The organism is Rhizobium skierniewicense Ch11 (assembly GCF_023757665.1).
Classification (GTDB): domain Bacteria; phylum Pseudomonadota; class Alphaproteobacteria; order Rhizobiales; family Rhizobiaceae; genus Agrobacterium; species Agrobacterium skierniewicense.
The window spans coordinates 157,527-181,100 of record NZ_RXPG01000029.1; the positions used below are offsets into that span (position 1 = coordinate 157,527).

The 23,574-nt window shown below is 58.8% G+C and carries 24 protein-coding genes; 12 read left to right on the forward strand and 12 right to left on the reverse strand.

All coding sequences use genetic code 11. The features are described 5' to 3' along the window. Nucleotides 1-43: 43 nt before the first annotated feature. The 4 genes from EKM04_RS19160 to EKM04_RS19175 form a co-directional block, all read right to left on the reverse strand. Nucleotides 44-1,693, reverse strand: a complete 1,650-nt coding sequence (locus EKM04_RS19160) for an ABC transporter ATP-binding protein (protein ID WP_174151825.1) — start codon at nt 1,691-1,693, stop codon at nt 44-46. Further along, nucleotides 1,690-2,832, reverse strand: a complete 1,143-nt coding sequence (locus EKM04_RS19165; RefSeq protein ID WP_183896706.1) for an ABC transporter permease — start codon at nt 2,830-2,832, stop codon at nt 1,690-1,692. The genes EKM04_RS19160 and EKM04_RS19165 overlap by 4 nt, the downstream gene beginning before the upstream one ends. Beyond that, the gene (locus tag EKM04_RS19170) at nt 2,832-3,920 is read right to left on the reverse strand and encodes a microcin C ABC transporter permease YejB (protein ID WP_183896707.1); all 1,089 of its coding nucleotides are present in this window, start codon (nt 3,918-3,920) and stop codon (nt 2,832-2,834) included. Before EKM04_RS19170 ends, EKM04_RS19165 begins: the two co-directional genes overlap by 1 nt. Before the next feature lie 145 nt (nt 3,921-4,065). After that, nucleotides 4,066-5,910: an extracellular solute-binding protein gene (locus tag EKM04_RS19175; protein WP_183896708.1), complete on the reverse strand. Its 1,845-nt coding sequence runs from the start codon at nt 5,908-5,910 to the stop codon at nt 4,066-4,068. 183 nt (nt 5,911-6,093) lie between these two features. Here EKM04_RS19175 and mepA point away from each other — a divergent pair, with 183 nt between their 5' ends. From mepA to phnN, 9 genes are all read left to right on the forward strand, one after another. After that, nucleotides 6,094-7,155, forward strand: coding sequence for a penicillin-insensitive murein endopeptidase (mepA, locus tag EKM04_RS19180; protein WP_183896709.1), 1,062 nt, complete (start codon nt 6,094-6,096; stop codon nt 7,153-7,155). A 96-nt stretch (nt 7,156-7,251) separates the two neighbouring features. Further along, on the forward strand, nt 7,252-7,635 hold the full coding sequence (locus EKM04_RS19185; protein ID WP_174151820.1) for a methylglyoxal synthase: 384 nt from the start codon (nt 7,252-7,254) through the stop codon (nt 7,633-7,635). A gap of 24 nt (nt 7,636-7,659) precedes the next feature. Beyond that, complete coding sequence (locus tag EKM04_RS19190) at nt 7,660-8,676, forward strand: glucokinase (RefSeq protein ID WP_183896710.1); 1,017 nt, start codon at nt 7,660-7,662, stop codon at nt 8,674-8,676. Between the two features lie 139 nt (nt 8,677-8,815). Further along, entirely contained in the window at nt 8,816-10,558 is a 1,743-nt protein-coding gene (locus EKM04_RS19195) for an ABC transporter ATP-binding protein (RefSeq protein WP_183896711.1), read from the forward strand. Between the two features lie 24 nt (nt 10,559-10,582). Then, nucleotides 10,583-11,410: a 4-hydroxy-tetrahydrodipicolinate reductase gene (gene dapB / locus EKM04_RS19200; protein ID WP_183896712.1), complete on the forward strand. Its 828-nt coding sequence runs from the start codon at nt 10,583-10,585 to the stop codon at nt 11,408-11,410. A gap of 23 nt (nt 11,411-11,433) precedes the next feature. Then, on the forward strand, nt 11,434-12,069 hold the full coding sequence (locus EKM04_RS19205; RefSeq protein WP_174151816.1) for a 2,3-bisphosphoglycerate-dependent phosphoglycerate mutase: 636 nt from the start codon (nt 11,434-11,436) through the stop codon (nt 12,067-12,069). A 467-nt stretch (nt 12,070-12,536) separates the two neighbouring features. Continuing rightward, the gene (locus EKM04_RS19210; protein WP_183896713.1) at nt 12,537-13,250 is read left to right on the forward strand and encodes a DUF1045 domain-containing protein; all 714 of its coding nucleotides are present in this window, start codon (nt 12,537-12,539) and stop codon (nt 13,248-13,250) included. A gap of 5 nt (nt 13,251-13,255) precedes the next feature. Continuing rightward, a complete protein-coding gene (locus EKM04_RS19215) occupies nt 13,256-14,392 on the forward strand; it encodes an alpha-D-ribose 1-methylphosphonate 5-triphosphate diphosphatase (RefSeq protein ID WP_183896714.1) in 1,137 nt (378 codons plus the stop codon). Further along, a complete protein-coding gene (phnN, locus tag EKM04_RS19220) occupies nt 14,389-14,991 on the forward strand; it encodes a phosphonate metabolism protein/1,5-bisphosphokinase (PRPP-forming) PhnN (RefSeq protein ID WP_183896715.1) in 603 nt (200 codons plus the stop codon). Before EKM04_RS19215 ends, phnN begins: the two co-directional genes overlap by 4 nt. Here phnN and EKM04_RS19225 read toward each other — a convergent pair whose 3' ends face one another. The 5 genes from EKM04_RS19225 to hutC all read right to left on the reverse strand — a co-directional run bounded on the left by EKM04_RS19225 (nt 14,992) and on the right by hutC (nt 19,473). After that, complete coding sequence (locus EKM04_RS19225) at nt 14,992-15,981, reverse strand: Ldh family oxidoreductase (protein ID WP_174151813.1); 990 nt, start codon at nt 15,979-15,981, stop codon at nt 14,992-14,994. An 84-nt stretch (nt 15,982-16,065) separates the two neighbouring features. Beyond that, on the reverse strand, nt 16,066-17,010 hold the full coding sequence (locus EKM04_RS19230) for an energy transducer TonB family protein (RefSeq protein WP_183896716.1): 945 nt from the start codon (nt 17,008-17,010) through the stop codon (nt 16,066-16,068). Then, nucleotides 17,007-17,516 carry a TonB system transport protein ExbD gene (gene exbD, locus EKM04_RS19235; protein WP_174151811.1) on the reverse strand — a complete coding sequence of 170 codons (510 nt, stop codon included), beginning with the start codon at nt 17,514-17,516 and terminating at the stop codon, nt 17,007-17,009. Before exbD ends, EKM04_RS19230 begins: the two co-directional genes overlap by 4 nt. A 2-nt stretch (nt 17,517-17,518) precedes the next feature. Next, on the reverse strand, nt 17,519-18,553 hold the full coding sequence (gene exbB / locus EKM04_RS19240; protein WP_183896717.1) for a tonB-system energizer ExbB: 1,035 nt from the start codon (nt 18,551-18,553) through the stop codon (nt 17,519-17,521). A gap of 185 nt (nt 18,554-18,738) precedes the next feature. Then, nucleotides 18,739-19,473: a histidine utilization transcriptional repressor HutC gene (gene hutC, locus EKM04_RS19245; protein ID WP_183896718.1), complete on the reverse strand. Its 735-nt coding sequence runs from the start codon at nt 19,471-19,473 to the stop codon at nt 18,739-18,741. 159 nt (nt 19,474-19,632) lie between these two features. Between hutC and EKM04_RS19250 the strand changes: the two genes are divergently transcribed. Then, nucleotides 19,633-20,346, forward strand: coding sequence for a YoaK family protein (locus EKM04_RS19250; protein WP_183896719.1), 714 nt, complete (start codon nt 19,633-19,635; stop codon nt 20,344-20,346). Nucleotides 20,347-20,349: 3 nt separating this feature from the next. On the opposite strand, the gene EKM04_RS19255 is transcribed toward EKM04_RS19250, so the two are convergent. Next, the gene (locus EKM04_RS19255) at nt 20,350-20,823 is read right to left on the reverse strand and encodes a hypothetical protein (protein WP_412762979.1); all 474 of its coding nucleotides are present in this window, start codon (nt 20,821-20,823) and stop codon (nt 20,350-20,352) included. A gap of 134 nt (nt 20,824-20,957) precedes the next feature. On the opposite strand from EKM04_RS19255, the gene EKM04_RS19260 reads away from it, so the two are divergent. Then, nucleotides 20,958-21,593: a trimeric intracellular cation channel family protein gene (locus EKM04_RS19260; protein ID WP_183896720.1), complete on the forward strand. Its 636-nt coding sequence runs from the start codon at nt 20,958-20,960 to the stop codon at nt 21,591-21,593. A 55-nt stretch (nt 21,594-21,648) separates the two neighbouring features. Here the strand turns inward: EKM04_RS19260 and EKM04_RS19265 are convergent, their stop codons facing one another. Together EKM04_RS19265 and EKM04_RS19270 are read right to left on the reverse strand one after the other, a co-directional pair. Beyond that, nucleotides 21,649-21,906 carry a BQ00720 family protein gene (locus EKM04_RS19265; RefSeq protein WP_174151806.1) on the reverse strand — a complete coding sequence of 86 codons (258 nt, stop codon included), beginning with the start codon at nt 21,904-21,906 and terminating at the stop codon, nt 21,649-21,651. A 60-nt stretch (nt 21,907-21,966) separates the two neighbouring features. After that, on the reverse strand, nt 21,967-22,392 hold the full coding sequence (locus EKM04_RS19270; RefSeq protein WP_183896721.1) for an Hsp20 family protein: 426 nt from the start codon (nt 22,390-22,392) through the stop codon (nt 21,967-21,969). A gap of 182 nt (nt 22,393-22,574) precedes the next feature. Here EKM04_RS19270 and EKM04_RS19275 point away from each other — a divergent pair, with 182 nt between their 5' ends. Then, nucleotides 22,575-23,519 (forward strand): nucleoside hydrolase, encoded by a 945-nt coding sequence (locus EKM04_RS19275; RefSeq protein ID WP_174151804.1) that lies wholly within the window; start codon nt 22,575-22,577, stop codon nt 23,517-23,519. The last annotated feature ends 55 nt before the right edge of the window (nt 23,520-23,574 follow it).

The window sequence follows — 23,574 nt, forward strand, 5'->3', positions numbered from 1 at the left end:
TACGTGGGCTGGCAGAAGAAGGCCAGTGCGTTCTTGAAAATGCCTAATCGCTGACCGCCGCCGTCTTGACCGCCTCGATATTGAAGGCAGCGGCCATCAGCGCCCGCGTGTATTCCTCTTTCGGCGCCTCGAAAATTGTCTTCGCCGGGCCGCTTTCCACCACCTTGCCGTGACGCATGACGATCATGTCGTTGGCCAGCGCTTTCACAACCTTCAGGTCGTGGCTGATGAAGAGATAGGCCAGATCGTGCTTCGCCTGCAGATCCCGCAACAGATCCACCACCTGCGCCTGCACGCTCATATCCAGCGCCGAGGTCGGCTCGTCCAGCATCACGAAGCGCGGTTTGAGCACCATGGCGCGGGCAATGGCAATGCGCTGTCTTTGCCCACCGGAAAACTCATGCGGGAAACGCCAGCGGGTGGCGGTGTCGAGACCCACCTCATCCAGCGCCTGCGCCACGCGCCGGTCACGCTCGTCCGCAGACAGGGACTTTTCATGCACGCGCAGACCTTCGGCGATGATTTCGCCCACCGACATGCGCGGGCTGAGCGAACCGTAAGGGTCCTGAAACACCACCTGAAGCCGATTTCTCAGCGGCTTCATCATCGCATAGGAATAAGCATCGATGGACTGGCCGATGAAGCTGATGCGCCCCTTGGAGGAAATCAGCCGCGACAGCGCCAGACCCAACGTCGTCTTGCCGGAACCGGATTCGCCCACAACGCCCACCGTCTGACCGGCGCGCAGGGTGATATCGATACCATCGACCGCCTTGACGTGGTCAACAACTTTCCGCATCAGCCCGGCCTTGATGGGGAACCAGACCTTGATGTCGTCACCCTGCATGATGACAGGCTTGCTGCTATCGGACACCGGTGGCTCGCCCTTGGGCTCTGCTGCCAGGAGATGGCGGGTGTAGGCGTGCTGCGGGTTGGTGAAGACGTCCTCGACGGTGCCGGTCTCGACGATCTTGCCCTTGGTCATCACGCACACGCGGTCGGCGAATTTGCGCACGATGCCGAGATCGTGGGTGATGAACAGCATGGACATATCGTGCTGGCTTTTCAGCTTGCCCAAAAGCTCCAGAATCTGCGCCTGTACCGTCACGTCGAGCGCTGTCGTTGGCTCGTCTGCTATTAATAGTTTCGGACGGTTGGCAAGCGCCATGGCAATCATCACACGCTGGCGCTGTCCGCCGGACAGTTCGTGTGGATAGGCTTTCAACCGCTTTTCAGGTTCGCGAATGCCGACCTGCAACAAGAGTTCCAATATCCGCTTGCGCGCCTCGACACCGGTGATGGCCTGATGCAGTTCGAGGATTTCGCCAATCTGCCGCTCGATGCTGTGCAGCGGGTTGAGCGAGGTCATCGGCTCCTGAAAGATCATGGTGATGTCGTTGCCACGAACGGCGCGCAGTTCGCGCATCGAAGCATTCAACAGATCCTTGCCCTCGAACAGGATTTGTCCCGAGGGATGACTGGCTGCGGGATAGGGCAGAAGCTTCAGAATAGAATTGGCCGTAACCGATTTACCGGACCCGGATTCGCCCACCAGCGCCACGATTTCGCCGGGCATGATATCGAACGACACATGATCGACCGCCACGCTCTCCTGACCACCCTGATGGAAAGCAACGGAGAGGTCGCGAACGGAAAGAAGCGGAGTGGTCATCGTATCCTTTACGGCATTCATCGGAATGTCTTTCTCGGATCGAAGGCATCGCGCACGGCTTCACCCACAAAGATCAGCAGAGACAGCATGATCGACATGGTGAAGAAGGCCGTCAGCCCCAACCATGGCGCTTGAAGGTTGTTCTTGCCCTGGGCAATCAGCTCACCCAGCGAAGGCGAGCCGGGCGGCATGCCGAAGCCGAGAAAGTCGAGCGAGGTCAGCGTGGTGATCGAACCTGAGAGAATGAAGGGCAGGAAGGTCAGTGTCGCCACCATGGCGTTGGGCAGAAGATGGCGGAACATGATCGTGACGTTGCCGACCCCCAGCGCGCGGGCGGCGTTCACATATTCGAAGTTTCTGGCGCGCAGGAACTCCGCGCGGACAATGCCGACGAAGCCCACCCATGAGAACAGCAGCATGATGCCAAGCAGCACGAAGAAGCCGGGCGGCAGGATCGCGGCGATGATCAGCAGGATGTACAACACTGGCATGGACGACCAGATCTCGATGAAGCGCTGCATCAGAAGATCAGTCCAGCCACCGAAATAACCCTGCACGGCACCGGCACTGACGCCAACGATGGCAGAGGCGATGGTGAGCGCCAGTCCGAACAGCACCGATATGCGGAAACCATAGATGACACGAGACGCCACGTCTCGTGCCTGGTTGTCGGTGCCCAGCCAGTTGAGATTGCCGAGTGTGCAGCCGGGATCAGCCGTGCCTTGCGGATAGCCGGAGCAACGCTCCTGTGCATCCATCAACCAGAAGGGGGCCGTCGGGGCCGAATGCGGAATGTTGGAATTCACCGTCTGGTAGGAATAGCGGATCGGCGGCCAGATCATCCAGCCATTGGCATTGATCTCATCCTGAATGAAGGACGATTTGTAATCTGTCTGCGCAAGGAAACCGCCGAATTTCTCCTCCGGGTAATCCACCATCACAGGCACCAGAATCTCGCCCTTGTAGGAGGCGATGATCGGTTTGTCATTGGCCAGAAACTCGGCAAACAGGCTGAGACCGAAGATCAGCAGAAAAATCCAGAAGGACCAGTATCCTCTCCGGTTCGCCTTGAAATTCTGCCAGCGCCGCACGCTAGTGGGCGAGAAAAACGGTCTCTTTTGCGGCAGTGCATCGGTGACTGCGGGCGTTGCAACGGTCATCACACGTCCCTCCGCTCGAAGTCGATGCGCGGATCGATCCAGGTGTAGATCATGTCGGAGATGAGGCTGACGACAAGGCCCATGAGCGAGAAGATGAACAGCGTTCCGAACACGATCGGATAATCACGGTTGACGACCGAGAGATAACCAAGCCTCCCCAGACCATCGAGCGAGAAAATGTTTTCGATCAACAGCGAGCCGGTGAAGAAGGCCGAGATGAAGGCGCCGGGGAAACCGGCAATGACAATCAGCATGGCGTTGCGGAAGACGTGGCCATAGAGCACCTTGCGCTCCGACAGACCCTTGGCGCGGGCCGTCACCACATATTGCTTCTTGATTTCATCAATGAAGGAATTCTTTGTCAGCAGCGTCGTCGTGGCAAAGGCCGAGAGAACGAGTGCCGTCAGCGGCAGCGCCAGGTGCCAGAAATAGTCAATGATCTTCTGCCACCATGTCAGTTGCGCAAAATTGTCGGAGGTCAGCCCCCGCAGCGGGAACCAGTCGAAGAATGACCCTCCGGCAAATACCACGATCAGCAAGATGCCGAAAAGGAAGCTCGGCACCGCATAACCGACGATCACGATGCCCGATGTCCAGACATCGAATCGCGATCCATCCGAAACGGCCTTTTTGATGCCGAGCGGAATCGAGATGGCGTAGGAGATGATCAAGATCCAGAAGCCCAGCGAGATCGAAACTGGCAACTTGTCGATGATGAGATCGATGACGGATGAATTGCGGAAGAAGCTGTCGCCGAAATCGAAGCGGATGTAATTCCACATCATCTCGAGAAACCGTGTGAGCGGTGGCTTGTCGAAGCCGAACTGCTTTTCGAGCTTGGCGATCAGCTCGGGGTCCAGCCCTTGCGCGCCGCGATACTTCGAACCGCTTTCATCCATCCCCCCACCCATCAGGTCGCCACCGCCCGACAGGCGGTCAGACGCGCTGTCGCCGGAGCCGGAAAGCTGGGCAACGACCTGCTCCACAGGTCCACCGGGCGCAAACTGAATGACGAGGAACGAGATGCCCATGATGCCGATAATGGTCGGTATCATCAGGGCCAGACGCCGCAGAAGATAGGCTCCCATCAGGCGCGCCCCTCGATAGTATCGGGCTTAGTTGTCATCGGCTTCGTCAAACCGTTTCCTTTCGGGCCTGCAGTAAAAACCGCAGGCGTCGTGATTCGTCATCGCTCATGTGAATCAAGGCTTGCCTTATAAAGCAAGGCCCACATCATTTTCCGGCATTCGCAGACCACCATGCGTCGGGGAAGCCGATGCCGTATTCAGGCAGGCTGGATGGCTGGACCAGACTGTTCCAGTAGGCGAGATTCATTTCGCCCTTGTAAAACTGCGGAATGACGTAGTGGTTGAACAGCAGAACCCTGTCGAGCGCTTTGGCAGCTGCGACCTGCTCATCCCGGTTGGGCGCGAATATGACTTTGCGCACCAGAGCATCCACGGCAGGGTTTTTGATCCCGGCAAGATTGCTTGAGCCCTGGCGATCTGCGGCTGTCGACCCCCAATAATCTGCCTGCTCGTTGCCGGGATTGGGCAAGGTCGCCCACAATTTGACGACGACATCATAATCAAAACTGCGCTCTCGGTTGGTATATTGTGAAGCATCTACAGTGCGTATCGTCGCATTGATCCCGATCTTCTTCAGATTCTGGACGAAGGGCAAGATGGTGCGCTCCATGCCAGCGGAATCGATCAGAAATTCAATATCCAGCGGCTGGCCGTTCCCGGCATTCACCATGCGGTTGCCCCGAAGCTCGTACCCCGCTTCCTTCATGAGTTTGACCGCCTCGCGAAGATTGTCACGCTGCTTTGCCGGATCGCCGCCGACGGGGTTGCGGTATTCCTGGGTGAAGACCTCAGGTGGAACCTGATCCTTCAACTCCTGCAAGATTTCCAATTCACGCCCGGCCGGAAGTCCAGAGGATGCAAGCTCGCTTCCCATGAAGAAGCTGTTGATGCGCGTAAAGCTGCCATAGGCAAGCGTCTTGTTCAGATCCTCGAAATCGAATGCATAGTTCAGCGCCAAACGAAGCTTTGGATTTTGGAACTTTTCGCGGCGCTGGTTGGGCACAAACGCCTGCATGATGCCGACAGAGCGATAGATATTAGGAAGCTGCTCTTTCTTGATGCGTCCGTCCTTGACGGCGGGAATGTCATAGCCGGTGACCCAACGGCTGGAAGACTGCTCCTGCCAGAAATCGATATTGCCCGACTTGAATGCCTGAAACTGAACCTCCTGATCAGCGAAGAATGCGTAGGAGATGGTTTTGAAGTTGTTCTGCCCGACATTGACGTTGACGTTCTTGCCCCAGTAATCGTCTCGCAATTCATAGGTGATGTTCGAGCCAGGATTGACGGCCGAGATCTTATAGGGGCCAGAACCCATCACCGGCTCTAGCGTACCACGGGAAATGTCACGCGGCTTGCCATCGGGACCATTTCCCTCCCACCAGTGCTTAGGCACGACCACCAATTGCCCAACGATCTGCGGCAGTTCTCTATTGCCTTTTTCATCAAACGTGAACGTCACGTCGCGCTCGCCCGTCACCTCTGCTTTCGAAACTTGACTGTAAACGGTCGCCATCTTCGGACTAAGATCTTTGGCCTTCTCAAAACTAAAGACGACATCCTCAGGAGTTACCGGCTCGCCATCCGCCCATTTGGCTTCCTTCCTCAGTCGAAACGTTGCCTTGGAAATGTCTTGGGGAAACGTAACGCCTTCGGCCAAAAGCCCATAGGATGAGGAAAGCTCTTCTTCCGCCGATTTGAAAAGGGTGTCGAATACCAAAGAGACGCCCGTTGCGAGTTCCCCCTTCGCCAAAAGCGGATTGAGCGTATCGAATGTTCCGGTCGCTGACATGCGCAACGTACCGCCCTTGGGCGCATTCGGGTTTACATAATCGAAATGCTCGAACCCATCAGGGTGCTTCAGCTCTCCAACCGTCGAAATCCCGCTGCGCCAATTGTCGCTGTCTTGAGCGTTCGCCACAATCGGCGCTGACACGAACGAGACGGCGGCCAGAGCGAACAAACCGGATTTCAACCTTGCAAATGCCATAGGGCGACAGTCCTCTTCGTTTTTCATTGCCCCGCACCATAAGACAAACATTGGCGAAATATAGGGGATTTGGCTCACAAGCAGTTTATGTGGCTGAAATCGGCGAACATGCTTTCACCTAATTCGCATTCCAGCGTAATCTTTCCAAGAGAATCATTTCAAGCATTGCAGGCGGCGGACCATATGGAAAAACAGGCAAGAGGCGTGGGCAAGGCATCACTCCTGGCACTCTCGGTTATCTCCATGCTGGCCATCGATGGTATCGCAGCCTTTGCGCAGGACGCCCCCGCCAAGCAGGTCTTCGGCAACATCGCCCTGCCATCGTCCGGTCCGTCCGCCTCGTACGGCTCCTATGCCAAGGGTTGCCAGTCTGGGGCGGTTGCGCTTCCGACCGAGGGTCAAGGCTTTCAGGCCATGCGGCTTTCGCGCAACCGCCGCTGGGGCCAGCCGCAGATGATCTCCTTCATCGAACGCTTTGCGCAGGATGCCCAGAAGATCGGCTGGCCAGGCCTTCTGATCGGCGATATCTCGCAGCCGCGTGGTGGCCCGATGCTGACGGGCCACGCCTCGCATCAGATCGGTCTCGATGCCGACATCTGGTGGCGACAGATGCCGAACCAGATCATGAGCGCGGAACAACGCGAGAGTATGCCCTTCATCTCCATGCTCGACAAAAGCAAATTCCTTACGGTGGACGATCGAAAATGGTCTCCGCTCAATGCCAAGCTGGTGATGATGGCGGCCAGTTACCCGCAGGTGGAGCGTATCTTCGTCAATCCAGCCATCAAGCAGAAGCTGTGCAAGACATGGACCGGCGACCGCACCTTCATGGGCAAAATCCGTCCGATCTACGGACATGACGAGCATTTCCACGTGCGTCTGGAATGCCCGCCCGGCGCTGCCAACTGCAAGCCACAGGCACCCGTTGGCGCCGGTGATGGTTGCGACAAGTCGCTGGCGTGGTGGTTCACCAAGGAACCCTGGGCTGCACCCAAAAAAGATCCGAATGCCAAGCCGCCAAAGCCGCCGCGCCCGATGATGGTATCCGACCTGCCAAAGGCCTGCGCGGCCATTGCGGCAGCACCTTCGGCTGGCCGGGCAGCAAGTGTCGCGGCACAAAAGTCCTACGCGCCCGCAGCGCCTGAATGGGACGGAGAAGATGCCGGTCCGCAGTCGTCTCGTTCGGGCGGACCCATGCCGCCTGCCGATGTACCCCGGCCATCCTCCCGCCCATCATCGAATTGATAGCGCGCGGCTTTCCAACCGGTACAAAGTTGCGGTAGAAGGCTTCAAATCGATTGAAAAATCGCGATCCGAACAAGGCTGGGGCGCAGACATCAAATGACAGGGCAACGCTGTATCGCTTTGATCGCGCATGACCAGAAAAAAGACGATATGGCGGATTTCGCCCGGCAGCATCAGGCCGCCCTGTCGCGATTCCGGATTGTCGCCACGGGCACGACCGGCGGGCGGGTGCAGGATGCCTGTCCCGGCTTGAGCGTGGTGCGCCTGAAAAGCGGCCCGCTGGGTGGTGATCAGCAGATCGGCGCGATGATCGCAACCGGCGACGTGGATATGCTGATCTTCTTCATAGACCCGCTCTCCTCCCTCCCCCACGACGTTGACGTCAAGGCGCTCACGCGCCTTGCGACCGTCTATGACATTCCCATGGCCCTGAACCGTGCCACAGCCGAACAGTTGACCGATTTTCATTCGACACATTGATATCACGGCCATCCAGGAGCAGCGATGACCAAGCAGAACGACACACTTTCCTTTCCGATTCTCATCGGAGATATCGGCGGCACCAATGCGCGGTTCTGCATTTTGCCGGATGCTAGGGCCGAACCCACGCAGCTGACGAGCGTCAAGACTGCCGATTATGCCTCTATTGATGATGCGATCCGCAATGCGGTGTTGAACCACACCGCATTGCTGCCGGTTTCGACGATCCTTGCGGTCGCAGGTCCGATCGAGACCGACGAGATACCGCTGACCAATTGCCACTGGGTCGTCAAGCCAAAGGAGATGCTCGTCAATCTTGGTTTGAAGGACGTCATCGTCATCAACGATTTCGAAGCGCAGGCTCTCGCCATCGCCTCGCTTGGTGGTGATAACAGGGAAACCATCGGCCCCGATGAGCCCGATATGATGGCGTCACGCGTCGTGCTTGGGCCCGGAACCGGGCTGGGTGTCGCAGGCCTCGTTTATGCTCGTAACATGTGGTTTCCGGTTCCTGGCGAAGGTGGTCACATCGATATTGGCCCACGCAGCGCACGCGACTATCAGGTCTTTCCCCATCTCGACACCATCGAGGGGCGCATTGCAGGCGAGCAGATCCTGTGTGGTCGCGGGCTCGTCAATCTTTATCGCGCCGTTTGTAAAGCCGATGACGTGACGCCCGCCTTTTCGGATCCCGCAGATGTGACGGCCAAGGGCCTTGGCGGTGAAAACCGCCAGGCGCAGGAAACTCTGTCGTTGTTCAGTACCTATCTCGGCCGGATCGCGGGCGACTTGGCATTGATTTTCATGGCCCGTGGCGGCGTCTATCTCGCCGGCGGAATCTCGCAGAAGATCATTCCCGCTTTACGCCTGCCGGAGTTCCGCGCAGCCTTTGAGGACAAGGCGCCGCACAAGGCTCTGATGCGCAGCATTCCGACCCACGTCGTCACTCATCCGCAGGCGGCCTTGGCAGGACTTTCGACCTATGCCCGCACGCCAGCGAATTTCGGCCTGACATTGGATGGGCGGCGCTGGCAGGCGTGAAGGCCAAGTCTGCACTGGTCAAAACCTGCCCGAATGGCTATAGACGCCGGTTGAAGAGGCGGCTTGCCCGTCTGAACCGCACAAGGTGGATAAACCTTTGAAGACCGCCAAGATAAGAAAAACTGTGGATTCCGAAACGATGACCGCAGTTTTGAAACGCGTATTCGCCGAAAATGCGCGTGACCACATTCCCGGATATGCCTTTGCGATACTATGCCTGCTGACCGTTGCAGGCACGACGGCTTTCACGGCCTGGATCATGGACTCCATCATCAACGAGGCCTTCGTCAACAGACGTGCCGATCTGGTCTGGATCATCTGCGCTTCCATTTTTGCGGCCTTTTTCATTCGCGGTCTGGCAACCTATGGCCAATCGGTGGCGCTGTCGAAAATCGGCAACAACATCGTCGCCCGCTACCAGAAGCGTCTCTATTCGCATCTGATGACCCTGTCGGTCGGCTATCTCAGCGAATCGCGGTCGGCGCATCTTTCCGCGCAGGTCAGCCAGAACATCGGCGGCATTCGCGATGTCATGAACATGACCGTCACCTCGGTCGCCCGGGACCTTTTGACATTCATCGCCCTCGTCGTCGTGATGATCGTCAAGGATCCGATACTGTCCCTCATCATCGTCGTCATCGTGCCGCCGCTGGTTTTGGGTCTGCGCTACATCGCAAGACGCCTCCGCAAGGCAACGCGCGATGCCGTCATCCTCAACAGTCGCGTGCTGGGCGCCATGCAGGAAACGCTTCAAGGCATTGCCATCGTCAAAGCCTTCACCATGGAAAAGCCGCTGGAAGATCGCGTCAACAAGGTGATCGAAGCGGCGGAATGGCGCGCAAACCGCATTGCCAAACTGACGGAAAAGACGGCACCGCTGACCGAAACGATCGCTGGCCTCGCGGTTTCCGGTGTTCTCGGCTACGCCGCTTATCGGGCGATCTATGACAATGTCCCGCCTGGCGCCTTTTTCGCGTTTATCACCGCCCTTCTTCTCGCCTACGATCCCGCACGCCGTCTGGCCCGCCTGCAGGTTTCCATGGAGCGTGCCGTCGTCAACGCCCGCATGATCTATGAAATTCTCGATATGCAGCCCTTGCAGCGAGAAAAGCCCAACGCGCCAGACTTGAAGACGACCAGCGCCACGGTCGAATTTCGCGATGTTGTGTTCTCGTATAAGGATGGCGGACCCATTCTGAAGACTGTCAGCTTCACCGCAGAAGGCGGCAAGACGACAGCGCTGGTGGGTCCATCGGGTGCGGGCAAGTCAACCATCATCAACCTCATTCCGCGTTTTTACGATCCAAGTGGCGGCGCAATCCTAATCGATGGTCAGGATATCGCCGATGTCACGACGCGCTCGGTTCGAATGAACCTCGCCTATGTGTCGCAGCAGCCCTATTTGTTCGAAGGCACCATCCGCGACAACATCCGCTATGGCCGCCCCGAGGCGACGGACGTTGAGATCGAGGAAGCGGCAAAGCTTGCTTTTGCGCATGATTTCATCGTCGCGCAGCCGCAGGGCTACGATACCGCAGTGGGTGAAAACGGCATGAGCCTTTCGGGTGGCCAGCGGCAACGCCTGTCAATTGCCCGTGCGCTGGTGCGAAACGCGCCGATCCTGCTGCTCGATGAAGCGACATCCGCGCTGGATACGGAATCGGAAGCGGTGGTGCAGAAGGCACTGGATACGGCCATGTCCGGCCGCACCGTCATTGTCATCGCGCACCGTCTGTCGACGGTGGTGAAAGCGGACAAGATCGTGGTCATGAACGAAGGTCTGGTCGTGGAAGAAGGCGCGCACGAGACGCTTGCGCGCCGGGAAGATGGTCTTTACGCTCGCCTCAACAATCTTCAGGCAACGGGCGTGCGTGGCCTTTGAACCGGAAAGCATGAGCGAGGCAGGATGAGCGGCGATGGCATGAAACTGGTGGTCGTGGGTGCGGCCGGTCGTATGGGACAGACGCTAATCCGGCTGATCCATGAGACACCGGGCGTGACGCTTCATGCAGCCGTCGAGCGTGAAGGCTCTGCCGTCATTGGTCGCGATGCAGGCGAACTATCGGGCCTCGGGCCTTCGGGCATTCCCGTCACCAGCGACGCCCTCGCCGCGTTTTTACATGCCGAAGGTGTTATCGATTTCACCTCCCCTGCCGGAAGTGTCGGTTTTGCGGGGCTCGCGGCTCAGGCACGGATCGTTCATGTCATCGGCACCACCGGATGCTCAGTGGATGACGAGGAAAAGTTTCAAGCCGCAGCCCGCCATGCCCGCATTGTCAAGTCAGGCAATATGAGCCTTGGCGTCAATCTGCTCGGTGTTTTGACGAAACAGGCCGCAAAGGCGCTCGACGCCAACGCCTGGGATATCGAAATTCTCGAAATGCACCATAAACACAAGGTTGACGCACCTTCGGGTACTGCTCTGCTTTTGGGACAAGCGGCAGCGCAGGGGCGCGGCATCGACCTTGCGGCAAAATCAGTGCGCGTTCGTGATGGCCATACCGGCCCGCGCGAAGGCGGCGCGATTGGCTTTGCAACGTTGCGCGGCGGCTCTGTCGTGGGGGACCACTCGGTGATTTTTGCTGGCGAAGGCGAGCAGGTCACGCTGTCCCACCACGCCGCAGACCGGACAATCTTTGCCCGTGGCGCGATCGCTGCCGCTATCTGGGCTCACGGCCAGAAACCCGGCCTTTATTCGATGCTGGACGTTCTCGGTCTGGCTGAAGACCTATAACCAACCTCTGGAGAGACATTGCTATGAGCGGAACCCTCGTCCTCGTTCGTCACGGCCAAAGTGACTGGAACCTCAAGAACCTCTTCACCGGCTGGCGCGACCCGGACCTGACCGACCTTGGCGTCCAGGAAGCCAATGCCGGTGGTAAGGCGCTGGCAGATTACGGCATCAAATTCGATGTGGCCTATACGTCGTCTCTCATCCGCGCGCAAAGAACCTGCCAGATGGTTCTCGACAATGTCGGCCAGTCCAACCTCGAGACGATCCGCGATGAGGCGTTGAACGAACGGGACTACGGTGATCTCTCCGGCTTGAACAAGGATGATGCGCGCGCGAAGTGGGGCGAAGATCAGGTCCATATCTGGCGCCGCTCCTATGATATCCCGCCACCAGGCGGTGAAAGCCTGCGGGATACGGGTGCGCGCGTCTGGCCATACTATCTGACGGAAATCCTGCCGCGTGTGCTGCGCGGCGAAAAAGTGCTTGTGGCTGCGCACGGCAACTCGCTGCGCTCGCTTGTGATGGTGCTGGACAAGTTGAGCAAGGACGAAATCCTCAAGCTCAATCTCGCCACCGGTGTGCCCATGGTCTACAAGCTGAATGCCGATTCAACCGTCGCGTCAAAGGACGTCCTGGGCGATATGTCGGCCGCGCATTGAGGCCAAACGAAAAGAGCGCCCGTCAGAATATGGCAGGGCGCTCTCGTGATCAAACACATTCAAAATATGAGGCTTCATCGAAGCATAGCCTCAGAAGTTACGATGTTCGCCGAACCAGTAGGCGCAGAATACTGTCGAACCTGCGAAAACTGCGAAGAATACTGAGATAAGAATTCCGATTTCCATGATCGTCTACTCCTGGCATCTTTGAAACTTGCATTAATAACGCACGATGCTTGAAGAAGTTTCATTGACGGTTCAAAGCCCTGTTTTCGGGGAGTGTCACACTGTACGCGGCGGGCACCAAAACAGGTGCACATCGGACAAACAGCCTCGCTTGATACGATATCACGACAAACATCATCATTCCGTCACGCAGACGTATTAATTCGCTGTGACAGCCTTGAACATCAGAGGCGAATTCATTCAAACTGTTGTTTGATCGTGACTATCGAAAGTGCTGCCCTGTGCGTTACGCCATTTATTTCACACCCGCGAAAGACGATCCCCTTACTGAAACGGCGTCGCGATGGCTCGGGCGAGATGCGTTCACGGGTGCTCGCCACGATGAACACGCAGCCTATGCCAACATCACCGCTGACCCGTGCCGCTACGGATTTCATGCGACGTTGAAAGCACCCTTCGAGCTTGCCGCTGACCGCAGCGAGACCGATCTTCTGACGGCTTTCCGCGCCTTTGCCGGCAACCGTCAAGCCTTTGCTATCCCCACTGCCGTCATCGGCACGCTTGGCCCTTTTTTTGCCTTCGTGCCCGACAGGGTCCATCAGCCGCTACAGGATTTCGCCGCAGATGTTGTCCGCTATTTCGAACCCTTCCGCGCGCCCCTTTCAGAGAGCGATATTGCACGACGCAGGCCGCAAAATCTGACGGAAAGCGAGAGGCAGAACCTGACGCGATGGGGTTACCCGCATGTCATGGATGATTTTCGCTTCCACATGACTCTGACCGGCCCGGTACCGGAAAACCACCGTTCGGACGTGGCAAGCGTTCTGCACCGCAAATTCGCCGAATTTACCGGCCGCCCTTTGACGATCTCGGGGCTTGGGCTTTTTGTTGAGCCGACGCGCGGCGACGATTTTACCGTCCACACCTGGTTGCCCCTGACCGGATCTGCCGGACAGACGCACGGCGCCGATAGCGCCAACGACACGAAAGACTGATACCCATGACCGAACATGTTTTTTCCAACGCTCGCATTGTTCTTGAAGACCAGATCATCAAGGGCTCTCTGCTTGTTCGCGATGGCCTGATTGTCGATATCAGTGACGGTTCGTCGAGGGCGGGCGAGGATATGGAGGGCGACTTCCTGATCCCCGGTCTCGTCGAACTGCACACCGACCATCTGGAGCAGCATTATTCTCCGCGTCCCGGAGTGACCTGGAACAAGACGGCGGCCATTCAGGCGCACGATGCGCAGGTCGCGTCATCGGGCATCACCACGGTGTTCGATTGCCTGCGTCTGGGTTCGGACGAGGATGGCGGCTTCAAAAAGGGCGAGATGCGGGATATGGCGGATGCCATCGAGCACGCCCAGAGCGAGAACCGGCTGCGCGCCGACCACCTGCTGCACCTGCGTTGCGAAGTGGCGGCGGCTGATGTGCTGGATCATTTCGAAGATTTCGAAGATGACCCCAAGGTCAGGCTGATCTCCCTAATGGACCACTCCCCGGGTCAACGACAGTTCCAGACCATGGATCAGTACATCATGTTCTACCAGAAGAAACGCGGCTTGAGCGACGAGGTCTTCAAGGCCTTCGTCGATCGCCGCGTGTCCGCATCCCAGAAATACTCGGCACAACACCGGGATTTTCTCGCTGCCCGCTGCGCCGAGCACGGTATCACCGTGGCCAGCCATGATGATGCGACGGATGCGCATGTCGAGGAAGCCATTGGTCACGGGGTGAAGCTGGCGGAGTTTCCCACCAGCGTCGAGGCCGCAAAAGCATCGCACAGTGCCGGTATGAGCGTTCTGATGGGTGCGCCGAACATCGTTCGCGGCAAGTCCCATTCCGGCAATATCGCAGCGCGCGACCTCGCCGAACTCGGGGTCCTTGATGTCCTGTCTTCGGATTACGTTCCCTTTAGCCTGCTCTACGCACCGTTTCTGCTTGTCGACCAGGTCGAGGGGATGACGCTTCCCAAGGCGATTTCCATGGTCACGGCCACGCCCGCGCGCACCGTGAGCCTCGATGATCGCGGTCGTATCGCACCGGGCCTGCGCGCCGATCTCGTGCGCGTCCACCGTGATGATGGTGTGCCCGTGGTACGTTCCGTCTGGCGGCAAGGAAGGCGTGTCGCATGAGTGAGAACGCCCCACAGCGTGTCAGGTCCGCGTCACAGACCCACGGCGTCATGATTGTGGTGGTGGGACCGAGCGGTGCTGGCAAGGACACGCTGATGCAGTTTGCCGCAACGCAATTCGGCCAAAGCGACAGACTGTATTTCGCCCGTCGCGTGATCACCCGAGACAGCGATGCGGGCGGCGAAAACCACGATGCGGTAAGCCAGGAGGAGTTCGACAGGCGACAAGGCGCAGGCGCTTTCTGCATCTCCTGGCGGGCTCACGGTTTGAGCTATGGAATTCCCGCATCGGTATTGGACAGGCTTGAAGAGGGTCAGATCGTCGTGGCTAACGGTTCACGCTCGGCACTGTCTCTTTTCAAGGCGACGTTCCCCTCGCTGAAGGTCATCAACGTCATCGCATCTCCGGAGGTGCTGGCGGAGCGGTTGCAAAGCCGCGGGCGCGAAAGCCGGGACGACATTCTGCGACGGCTCCAGCGAGGCTCCATCGAAGTCTGCGGAAATTTCGATGTGACGACAATCGACAATAGCGGCGCGCTGGAACACTCTGGCAAGATGCTGGCGGACGTTCTCGAAGAGACAATCCGCCACAGCCGATAATCACAGAGCCTCGATTTCGACCAGTATGTCGTCATCGATGACGATGCCGTCTTCCGCCGCTTGTTTGCGAACACCCTGACTGCGGCGCCCAGGCAGCCGCGCGTTCTCCTGCCCCTCGATTTCGCTGGCCATCAGGGCCAAACGCTTGGCAAAGACAGTGTCGCCGGCAAGACTTGGATCGATTGCGATCAGCGTATGGCCGAGCGAGGGCGCGGTTCCGGTATCATCCAGCAGGGACGAAGCCTGAAAGCCGAAATTGCCACCTGTCAAACCCGCCGCCATCACCTCCACCATCAGCGCCAGTGCCGCGCCTTTGGCATCGCCGGCTGGAACCATGGTGCCATTGATCGCCTCATGCGGATCGGTGGTCGCCTGACCGCTGGCATCCAGCGCCCATCCCTCGGGAATGCTTTGCCCCTTCTGGCGCGCAGCCATGATCTTTCCGCGCGCCACCTTGGACAAGGCAAGGTCGATGACCAATGGATCGGACCCCTCGACGGGAGCCGCAAAGGCAATCGGGTTGGTTCCATACAATGGCTTGATGCCACCCCAGGGCGCCATCGATGCGGGTGCATTGGCCACCATGAAGGCGACGAGACCCTGTTCCGCGAAGCGCTCAACCGTCAGCGCCATGACGCCGGCATGGTGAGACCGACCGATCACGGCAAGCGCGATACCCTGTTCGCGGGCAATGGCCGGAAGCTGGTCGACAGCGAGATCGATAGCCGGGTAAGCATAACCAAGATGGGCATCGATGGACAGGACGGCCGGGCGCACACGCGTCGCGACCGCGACCGCCTTGGCATCCACTTTTCCCACACGCACCTGCTTGATGTAGACGGGAATGCGTCTGAAGCCGTGGCCGCTTTGACCTGCGGCTTCCGCCGCGACCAGTGCGCGGGCGACCGAACGCGCAGTGGTTGGCAAAACGCCATCTTTTTCGAAAATGGAAGACACGAAGTCTTCCGCCTGTTCAATACTGAATTTCATGATGTCGAATGCTTCCCGGTGAGAAGACAGCCGTACCTCAATCGCGCGCGAACAAAAAGTCCAATCACCGCAAATAATGGGCGATCACTCCAACAGAATTCTGACCTGAAATGTCGTTTCGGCCCCTTCCGGTGGTGCCGATACCGAAACACGCTGCAACGCGCTCAGGACCTTGCTGTCGATCTGCGCATCTCCTGTGGAGCTCAGGATACGCGCTCTGGATATGGAGCCGCCTGCATCGACACTGAAAGCAACCGTGACGGCCGTGCCCTTGTCTGCGAGCCTCACGACACGACGGGAGACGGCAGAGCGGACCTTGGAATTCCACTTGGCGGGCGATACGGATGAGGAGAACAGCCCTGAACTTGTTTTTGGTGCTGCGGTGCGGTTGGACTGTGTGGTTTCCGAGCGGGCAGCCTGTCTGGCTTCCGATGGCGGTGGCGCAACCTTGCGTTCGGCCTTCTTCGTGTCGGGCTTGTCTTTCTTTTCCACCTGCTTCTCGACAGGTGGCGGTGGCGGTGGCGGCGGCCGCAGCACGGGCAGCGGCACCTCGACATTTTCAAGCTCTGCCATCTGCTGCTGCTGAACGGGATCCACTTCTTCCACAGGTGGCGGCGGTTCTTCCGGCAACGGCTCGGCCACCTCTGGCGGCGGCTCAGGCATCGGTTCAGGCTCTGGCAGAGGTTCCGGCGGTGGTGACGTTTCCTCGGCAACGGGCTCGGGTGGCGGCTGAACCGGTTCTTCCGGTGGGACTTCTTCCACCTTTTCAGGTTCGACGGTTTTCACCTCTTCGGTATCGACGACGTCGTCGGCCTCCACCGTCTCTTCAGTATTGACAGCCTCAGGGAGAGCGGCAAGCTCGATCATAATGGCCGCTGGCGGTCCATTATCTGCGGGAGGCTCAGGTGGTTGCTGCAAAAGGTAGTATGCGGCACCGGCATGCACCGAAATCGTCAGGACCGCAGCCGTCGTCCACAAGGCCACTTCTCCCAGCCGGGAGCGTCCGGTGCGAAAAGCGGTCTCGTTCATGGAGCCGCTCCGCCAGGCGCTGATGTGCCCAATGGCGTGGTCTGCGGCTGAGAGGATGGTGCCGCTGTTGGAGGCTGGCTCACAGCCGCCGCATTCTCAAGCCCCACGAGCGCGATCTTGAGATAACCGCTGTCCCGCAGCATGTTCATGATTTCCATGAAATGCCCGTAATCCACGGCCTTGTCGGCGCGCAGAAAAATGCGGGTATCCTTGTTGCCACCGGTGCGCGCATCAAGGCTCGCCGTCAGCGCGTCCCTGGCAACAGCGTCATTTCCAAGGTTGAGAGAGAGGTCGTCCTTGACCGTGAGATAGAGCGGCTCTTCGGGGCGTTCTGCAGGCTTGGCACTGGATGCGGGCAGATCGACATTCACATCGACCGTCGCCAAGGGCGCCGCCACCATGAAGATGATGAGCAGAACCAGCATCACGTCGATGAAAGGCGTGACGTTGATCTCATGGTTTTCGGAGAGTTCGTCTCCCCCGCTGTCGCGAATACCGCCCGCCATGATCAGCGCCCCACGAGGGAAACAGGTGGCTTGGCCGCATTACCGGGCGGAATGCGACGGAAATCGAGGTCACGGCTGACCAGACGCTCGACGCCTGCGGCGACATCGGCCAACAGGTGGCGATAGCCGGTGATGGAGCGGGCAAACACGTTGTAGATTACCACGGCAGGAATGGCGGCGACGAGACCGATGGCCGTTGCCAGAAGCGCTTCGGCGATACCGGGCGCGACGACAGCGAGATTCGTCGTTTGCGATTCCGATATGCTGATGAAGGAGTTCATGATGCCCCAGACCGTGCCGAACAGGCCGACGAAGGGCGATACGGAACCGATCGTCGCCAGAATGCCGGTGCCGCGCGACATGCGGCGGCCCGCATGGGTTTCGATGCGACCCAGAACGGACGACACGCGTTCCTTGATGCCGCCGCCATCGGTGTGTGCCACCACGGCGTCCGAAAGCTGCATTTCATGCGTCGCCATGCGCAACATCACAGCGCTGGGCCCACCCTTCTTGTCCACCGCATCGGTGGCTTCCGACAGGGTCTTGGCCTTGTGGACGATCTTGAGGATGGACTTGGCGCGAATGCGCGCACCTGCCAGCTCGATGGTCTTTGCGACCCAGACTGTCCATGTGATCAGCGACGCGATGGCAAGCCCGATCATCACCGTCTTGACCACCCAGTCGGCGGCCATGAACATGCCCCATGGCGACAGGTTGTGCGGAATATCCGCGCGCTTTTCCGGCGTGGTGGCGGGCGGCGTTACAACAGGCTCGGCCAATGTCGGCTGAAGCGGTGGCTGGACTGCTGTCGCCGGTGCAGCGCCCGCAGGCGCAGGCTGGGCCTGTTGCGGTGCCGGAGGTGCCGCATTTTGCGCGGCCGGAGCTGTCTCGTTTGCCGGCGCTGGCGGCGTTGTTTGGGCAAACACAGGGCTTGTCCCAAGGCAGGCCACCAGTGACAGCATGATGGCGGCAGACCCGCACCGCTTGCGCGACACAGCATGAGAGTTTGACGAAAAGGTCGACGTTTCAAGTGCCATCATGTTGTTCCCGGATCCCGTAACAAGCGTCGATTTTGACAGCCACAATCCGCATCTCTTAGAAAACCCAGATGCGAACGCGGCCGCGCGCCTCGCTAACAAAGTTGAGTAGAAAAGACAACTAATACATCGGGAAAATATGATCTGTAAACTCTTCTTATGCAAAAAGAAGGGCGGAAAGAGCCTCACATCTGCTGCGACGGCATAAATTGCGCCACCAGTTCGTGACGATCTCCGGGATAAGTCACCTTGACATGGGTGATATAGGTCTGGCCGTTCCAGGTCCGTCTCTCGATCACCAGACAGGCGGTTCCATTGGGGATCGCCAGCGCTTCGGCCACGCGCTTATCGGCTGGGATCGCCCGGATCCGATGTTCCGCAGCACTCCACGGCACCATCTTCAAAAGCCAGGAACCAGGCCCCGTTTCGTTGAAATCGGCGGCAACAGCTTCAGGAACGGTGGCAACGTTGATGACACGTTCTTCAAGGCAGAAGGGAACGTCAGTCGCGAAATGACGGCAGGTCAGGGCCAGAACCGGCGCACCCGGTTCAACGCCCAGCGTCGTCTGGTCGGAAACGTTGGACGATCTCATCTCACGACGATCGAGCCTGTAGGCATAGATCAGGCCCAGCGCCTGCACCTCGCGCTGAATGTCCTGAATTTCCAGAACGGCGGATTGGGCGTGCGGCTGGGTCACGAAGCTGCCGGAGCGACGACGACGCTCGATCAGACCCTTCTTCACCAGTTCACCGAGAGCTTTATTCACCGTCATTCGTGAGCAGCCGTAGTCCAGCGTCAGCTCATGTTCGAAGGGTATGCGATGGCCCGGGGGCCATTCGCCTGAGAGAATGCGCCCTTCCACATCGCCCGTAATGCGCTCATGCAGCGATTTTTCCGGGATACGGGGGGCATCAGTCATACGTTCGTTCGTCCTGTTGATTGAATGCCTGATACCATCCCCCGTTACGCTTAGCCATATGGCGACGCCACCATTGAATTCTCCGCTGCGGCTGGCTTACAGTCGCATCCGTTGCGGACATGCCGACTGGCTCCGTCCGACCCATTCTTGCGAGATCCAATGACCAGGCAGAGACGCCGCAGACTCATCCGCGCCACGCGCACAGCAACCGGCGTTTCGCTGGTCGCCGCCATTTCCTTCATTGCGGGAATGACGGATGCCATCGGCCTCACGATGTCTGGAGATTTCGTGTCCTTCATGACCGGAAACACCACGCGTGCCGCACTGTCCCTGCAAGCCGGTGATCTTGGTCATGCCGTCACCCTGCTGCTCGCGGTTCTCACCTTCGTTGCCGGCAATGCCGTCGGCATCGTCGTCGCACACACATCCGAGAGACGGCTCTTCTCAGTCTTGAGTGCGGTCAGCCTCGTCTTGGCCTGTGCCGCCGTGCTGCAAACGCAGGGCATGACGCTCAGCCAGTTCTATCTGGTCGTCTTTGCCATGGGCGTGATCAATGCGGCGGTGGAACATGTCGAGGGCCTGCCCATCGGACTTACCTATGTCACGGGAGCGCTCTCCCGCTTCGGTCGCGGTATCGGCCGTTTTCTGCTGGGCGAACGCAAGCTGGGCTGGACCATTCAACTGGTTCCGTGGATTGGCATGCTCATCGGTGCCGTTGCGGGTGCCGTTCTGGCACAGCGGCTCCCCGGTTTCGCCCTGCTCGTGGTCAGCCTGCTGGTGTTTGTCGTCGCGCTTGCAAGTCTTGTGATGCCACGGTCGCTCAGCCGCCGGTTTCAATCCAGTATCGTAACCCGCAAAGACCGATTGCCGTGAGCGTTACTTGGCGGAAATCGTAACGAACTTGGTGCCACGCACACGCACTGTCATGACGCAGGGCGCGCTGTCGGTGCGCTCGCAATAGCGGGGATGCATCTTGAATTCGAACACCATGTTGCCGAAACGCTGAACGAACTCATAGCTGTAGATCGTTGCGGTGGCGATCATCAGATAGCCGCCTTCCTTGACCTGCACATAGAAATTATACGGGCAGCCATCGTCGTTGCAACTGCGCGCCTTCTCGCCATCGCAGGTCAGTTCGCCGCGATTGGTGATCGCGTCCATAATCCCGTCATTGTTGATGTCAAGCCGGGTGATGAAACCCTCGCCGAACTCCGCGACCTTGCACTCCTGACGAAAGTGGTCCTTCTCGTAGATTTCAGGGTCGCTGACCAGCTGCTGCTGGGCCTGCGCCATCATCGGAACAGCCAGAAAAACCAGCGCTTGAAGCGTAACGAAGAGAAGGCGTCTCACGGCATTTTCCTTTGGGTCTGTTTCCGCTATGGATGCGGCAGCATGGGCGTGCCGTCCTTGATCCGGCGGTGGATCATATCGAGCCGTCCTTGCGTGACACTGACCGCGCGCAAACATTCGAGGAGCGCCCTTCCATGACCCTTCTGGCCTTTCTCGATTATGCTGGCGTCGCCGTTTTTGCCGCCACAGGCGCGCTTGCAGCGTCGCGCAAACAACTGGATTTCATCGGCTTTCTGTTTTTCGCATCGGTCACCGGCATCGGCGGTGGTACGTTGCGCGATCTCGTACTGGGCCGCGCGCCAGTCTTTTGGGTCGTCAATCCCACCTATATCCTCGTCTGCGTCGTTATCGCGGCGCTCGTGTATCTCACTGCCCATCTGCTGGAATCCCGCTACAGGCTGCTGATCTGGCTGGATGCAGTCGGTCTTTCGGCCTATTGCGTCATGGGAGCCGCGAAAGGTCTTGCCGTCAGCGGCTCTCCGACTGTCGCCATCGTCACCGGCACCATGACCGCGACCTTCGGCGGCGTGTTGCGCGATATTCTGGCGGGTGAACCCTCCGTACTGCTGCGACCCGAGGTCTATATCAGCTGCGCCTTGGCGGGCGCTTGCGTGTTCACCGCAGCCCACGCCATCGGCCTTCCGCTTCTCATCGCGTCGGGAGCCGGGGTCCTCACCGCATTCGCCATCCGAAGCGGTGCGCTGATTTTCGGCTGGACCTTTCCGCGCTACCGCCCGCGTCCCGGCAGACCACCGGAAGACATCATGTAGGCCACATGCAAAAGGCGCCCGTAAGGCGCCTTCAAACTGTCCGATGGAAGACTTGTCAGTGCACGCTGATGGTGCGCAGCTCGTCTTCTGCTGCCTTGAAGAAGGTGCTGGACCGATTGTCCGTCAGGAGGATCGGCGTGCCATCGGCACCGAACAACGCCCAAAGATCAAGACCCGCATCAATCTTGGGGGCTTCCGGAAAGCAACGTGTCACTTCATCGGCGCGCATCTTTCTGATGTATCCGACTTCGCCTGCACCGATGTGAGCCAGCTGGGACTTGGTCAAACGCGCATGCGCTTCTTTCAAGAGCATATTTCGGTCTCCATATTCTTCAGACGTCGCGCCGCGGTGCGTCGCTTGGCGTGCAGAATCCTATTGTGAAACGGAAATGTTAATTTTTTTCACCACGCTGGAGATTTCGGGCCGTGTGAGATCAATGGACAGCAAACCGTTGCGAAGGCGCGCATCATTGACCTGCATGCCGTCCGCGAGCACGAAAACCCGCTGGAACTGGCGTGCAGCGATGCCGCGATAAAGGTAGTCGCGCGCATCCTGTTCCTGCTGGCGACCGCGAATGACGAGCTGGTTGTCGGCTGTCGTCACATCGAGCTCGTCTTCAGAAAATCCGGCAACCGCAATGGTAATGCGCAAACGCTCCGGGCGTTCGCCATCTGCGACCAGTCGCTCTATATTGTAGGGGGGATAACCGTCATTCGCCTTCGCCATCCGCTCCAGCGTTTTTTCCATGGCATCGAAGCCCAGCATCAGCGGGTGCGTGAAGGGTGTCATTCGGCTCATATCTTTCAGTCCTTGTACCCAAGCGACGAACGTGTGCCCCGTTTGCGGCGGCAAGTGTTCATATGGGAATATGGTGTTTGCAACGCAAGAACGTCATGCCGGGAAAAGTCTGAACCGCCACGTGCTTGACAAGCCTTGGAAACAGGCCTGAAAAGGCGTGTCATAGAAACAGCAGGACAATCATGACCGAGCGCAGAAAAATCATCATCGACACCGATCCGGGGCAGGACGACGCAGCCGCCATCATGCTGGCTTTGGCAAGCCCGGACGAAATCGAAATCCTCGGTCTGTGTGCCGTCGCCGGTAACGTGCCGCTGAAACTCACCAGCCGCAACATCCGCATCATGCTGGAACTGTGCAACCGCACCGAAATCCCCGTCTATGAAGGTTGTGAACGCCCGCTGGTGCGCGCGCCGATCACCGCCGAGCACGTTCACGGCAGCACCGGCCTTGATGGCCCGACCTTGCCTGAGCCGGTTCTCGAAGCGCAATCGCAAGATGCCATCGACTTCATCATCGAGACGATCCGCCGCGAGCCGTCAGGCACGATTACGCTGTGCACGCTGGGTGCACTGACGAACATTGCCACCGCCTTGCAAAAAGCACCCGACATTGCGCCGCGCGTCAAGGAACTGGTGTTGATGGGCGGCGGTTTCTTCGAGGGTGGCAACATCACGCCCGCCGCCGAATTCAACATCTATGTCGATCCGCATGCTGCCGACATCGTCTTCCGTTCAGGTATCCCGCTGGTCATGATGCCGCTCGACGTCACGCACAAGCTTTTGACCACCAAGGCCCGCGTTGCCGCCATCCGCGATATCGGCACCCGCCCGGCGATTGCCATGGCCGAGATGCTGGAGTTTTTCGAACGGTTCGACGTGGAGAAATACGGCTCGGACGGCGGACCGCTGCATGACCCCACCGTCATCGCCTATCTGATCAAGCCGGACCTGTTCGAGGGTCGCGACTGCAATGTCGAGATCGAGGTCAATTCCGAGCTCACCATCGGCATGACGGTTGTCGACTGGTGGAAGGTGACCGGTCGCGAACCAAACGCGCGCGTCATGCGCGATGTGGACGCCGACGGTTTCTTCGCGTTGCTGACCGAGCGCTTTGCGCGGATTTGATTCTTTTCTTTCGTCACCCCGCACTTGATGCGGGGTGACGAAGGCAGGTTGGCAC

Excerpts from the sequence above, each read along its gene's own strand:
- EKM04_RS19160 (WP_174151825.1), bottom strand. The coding sequence starts at position 1,693 with ATGAATGCCGTAAAGGATACGATGACCACTCCGCTTCTTTCCGTTCGC.
- EKM04_RS19165 (WP_183896706.1), bottom strand. The coding sequence starts at position 2,832 with ATGACCGTTGCAACGCCCGCAGTCACCGATGCACTGCCGCAAAAGAGA.
- EKM04_RS19170 (WP_183896707.1), bottom strand. The coding sequence starts at position 3,920 with ATGGGAGCCTATCTTCTGCGGCGTCTGGCCCTGATGATACCGACCATT.
- EKM04_RS19175 (WP_183896708.1), bottom strand. The coding sequence starts at position 5,910 with ATGGCATTTGCAAGGTTGAAATCCGGTTTGTTCGCTCTGGCCGCCGTC.
- mepA (WP_183896709.1), top strand. The coding sequence starts at position 6,094 with ATGGAAAAACAGGCAAGAGGCGTGGGCAAGGCATCACTCCTGGCACTC.
- EKM04_RS19185 (WP_174151820.1), top strand. The coding sequence starts at position 7,252 with ATGACAGGGCAACGCTGTATCGCTTTGATCGCGCATGACCAGAAAAAA.
- EKM04_RS19190 (WP_183896710.1), top strand. The coding sequence starts at position 7,660 with ATGACCAAGCAGAACGACACACTTTCCTTTCCGATTCTCATCGGAGAT.
- EKM04_RS19195 (WP_183896711.1), top strand. The coding sequence starts at position 8,816 with ATGACCGCAGTTTTGAAACGCGTATTCGCCGAAAATGCGCGTGACCAC.
- dapB (WP_183896712.1), top strand. The coding sequence starts at position 10,583 with ATGAGCGGCGATGGCATGAAACTGGTGGTCGTGGGTGCGGCCGGTCGT.
- EKM04_RS19205 (WP_174151816.1), top strand. The coding sequence starts at position 11,434 with ATGAGCGGAACCCTCGTCCTCGTTCGTCACGGCCAAAGTGACTGGAAC.
- EKM04_RS19215 (WP_183896714.1), top strand. The coding sequence starts at position 13,256 with ATGACCGAACATGTTTTTTCCAACGCTCGCATTGTTCTTGAAGACCAG.
- phnN (WP_183896715.1), top strand. The coding sequence starts at position 14,389 with ATGAGTGAGAACGCCCCACAGCGTGTCAGGTCCGCGTCACAGACCCAC.
- EKM04_RS19225 (WP_174151813.1), bottom strand. The coding sequence starts at position 15,981 with ATGAAATTCAGTATTGAACAGGCGGAAGACTTCGTGTCTTCCATTTTC.
- EKM04_RS19230 (WP_183896716.1), bottom strand. The coding sequence starts at position 17,010 with ATGAACGAGACCGCTTTTCGCACCGGACGCTCCCGGCTGGGAGAAGTG.
- exbD (WP_174151811.1), bottom strand. The coding sequence starts at position 17,516 with ATGGCGGGCGGTATTCGCGACAGCGGGGGAGACGAACTCTCCGAAAAC.
- exbB (WP_183896717.1), bottom strand. The coding sequence starts at position 18,553 with ATGGCACTTGAAACGTCGACCTTTTCGTCAAACTCTCATGCTGTGTCG.
- hutC (WP_183896718.1), bottom strand. The coding sequence starts at position 19,473 with ATGACTGATGCCCCCCGTATCCCGGAAAAATCGCTGCATGAGCGCATT.
- EKM04_RS19250 (WP_183896719.1), top strand. The coding sequence starts at position 19,633 with ATGACCAGGCAGAGACGCCGCAGACTCATCCGCGCCACGCGCACAGCA.
- EKM04_RS19260 (WP_183896720.1), top strand. The coding sequence starts at position 20,958 with ATGACCCTTCTGGCCTTTCTCGATTATGCTGGCGTCGCCGTTTTTGCC.
- EKM04_RS19265 (WP_174151806.1), bottom strand. The coding sequence starts at position 21,906 with ATGCTCTTGAAAGAAGCGCATGCGCGTTTGACCAAGTCCCAGCTGGCT.
- EKM04_RS19270 (WP_183896721.1), bottom strand. The coding sequence starts at position 22,392 with ATGAGCCGAATGACACCCTTCACGCACCCGCTGATGCTGGGCTTCGAT.
- EKM04_RS19275 (WP_174151804.1), top strand. The coding sequence starts at position 22,575 with ATGACCGAGCGCAGAAAAATCATCATCGACACCGATCCGGGGCAGGAC.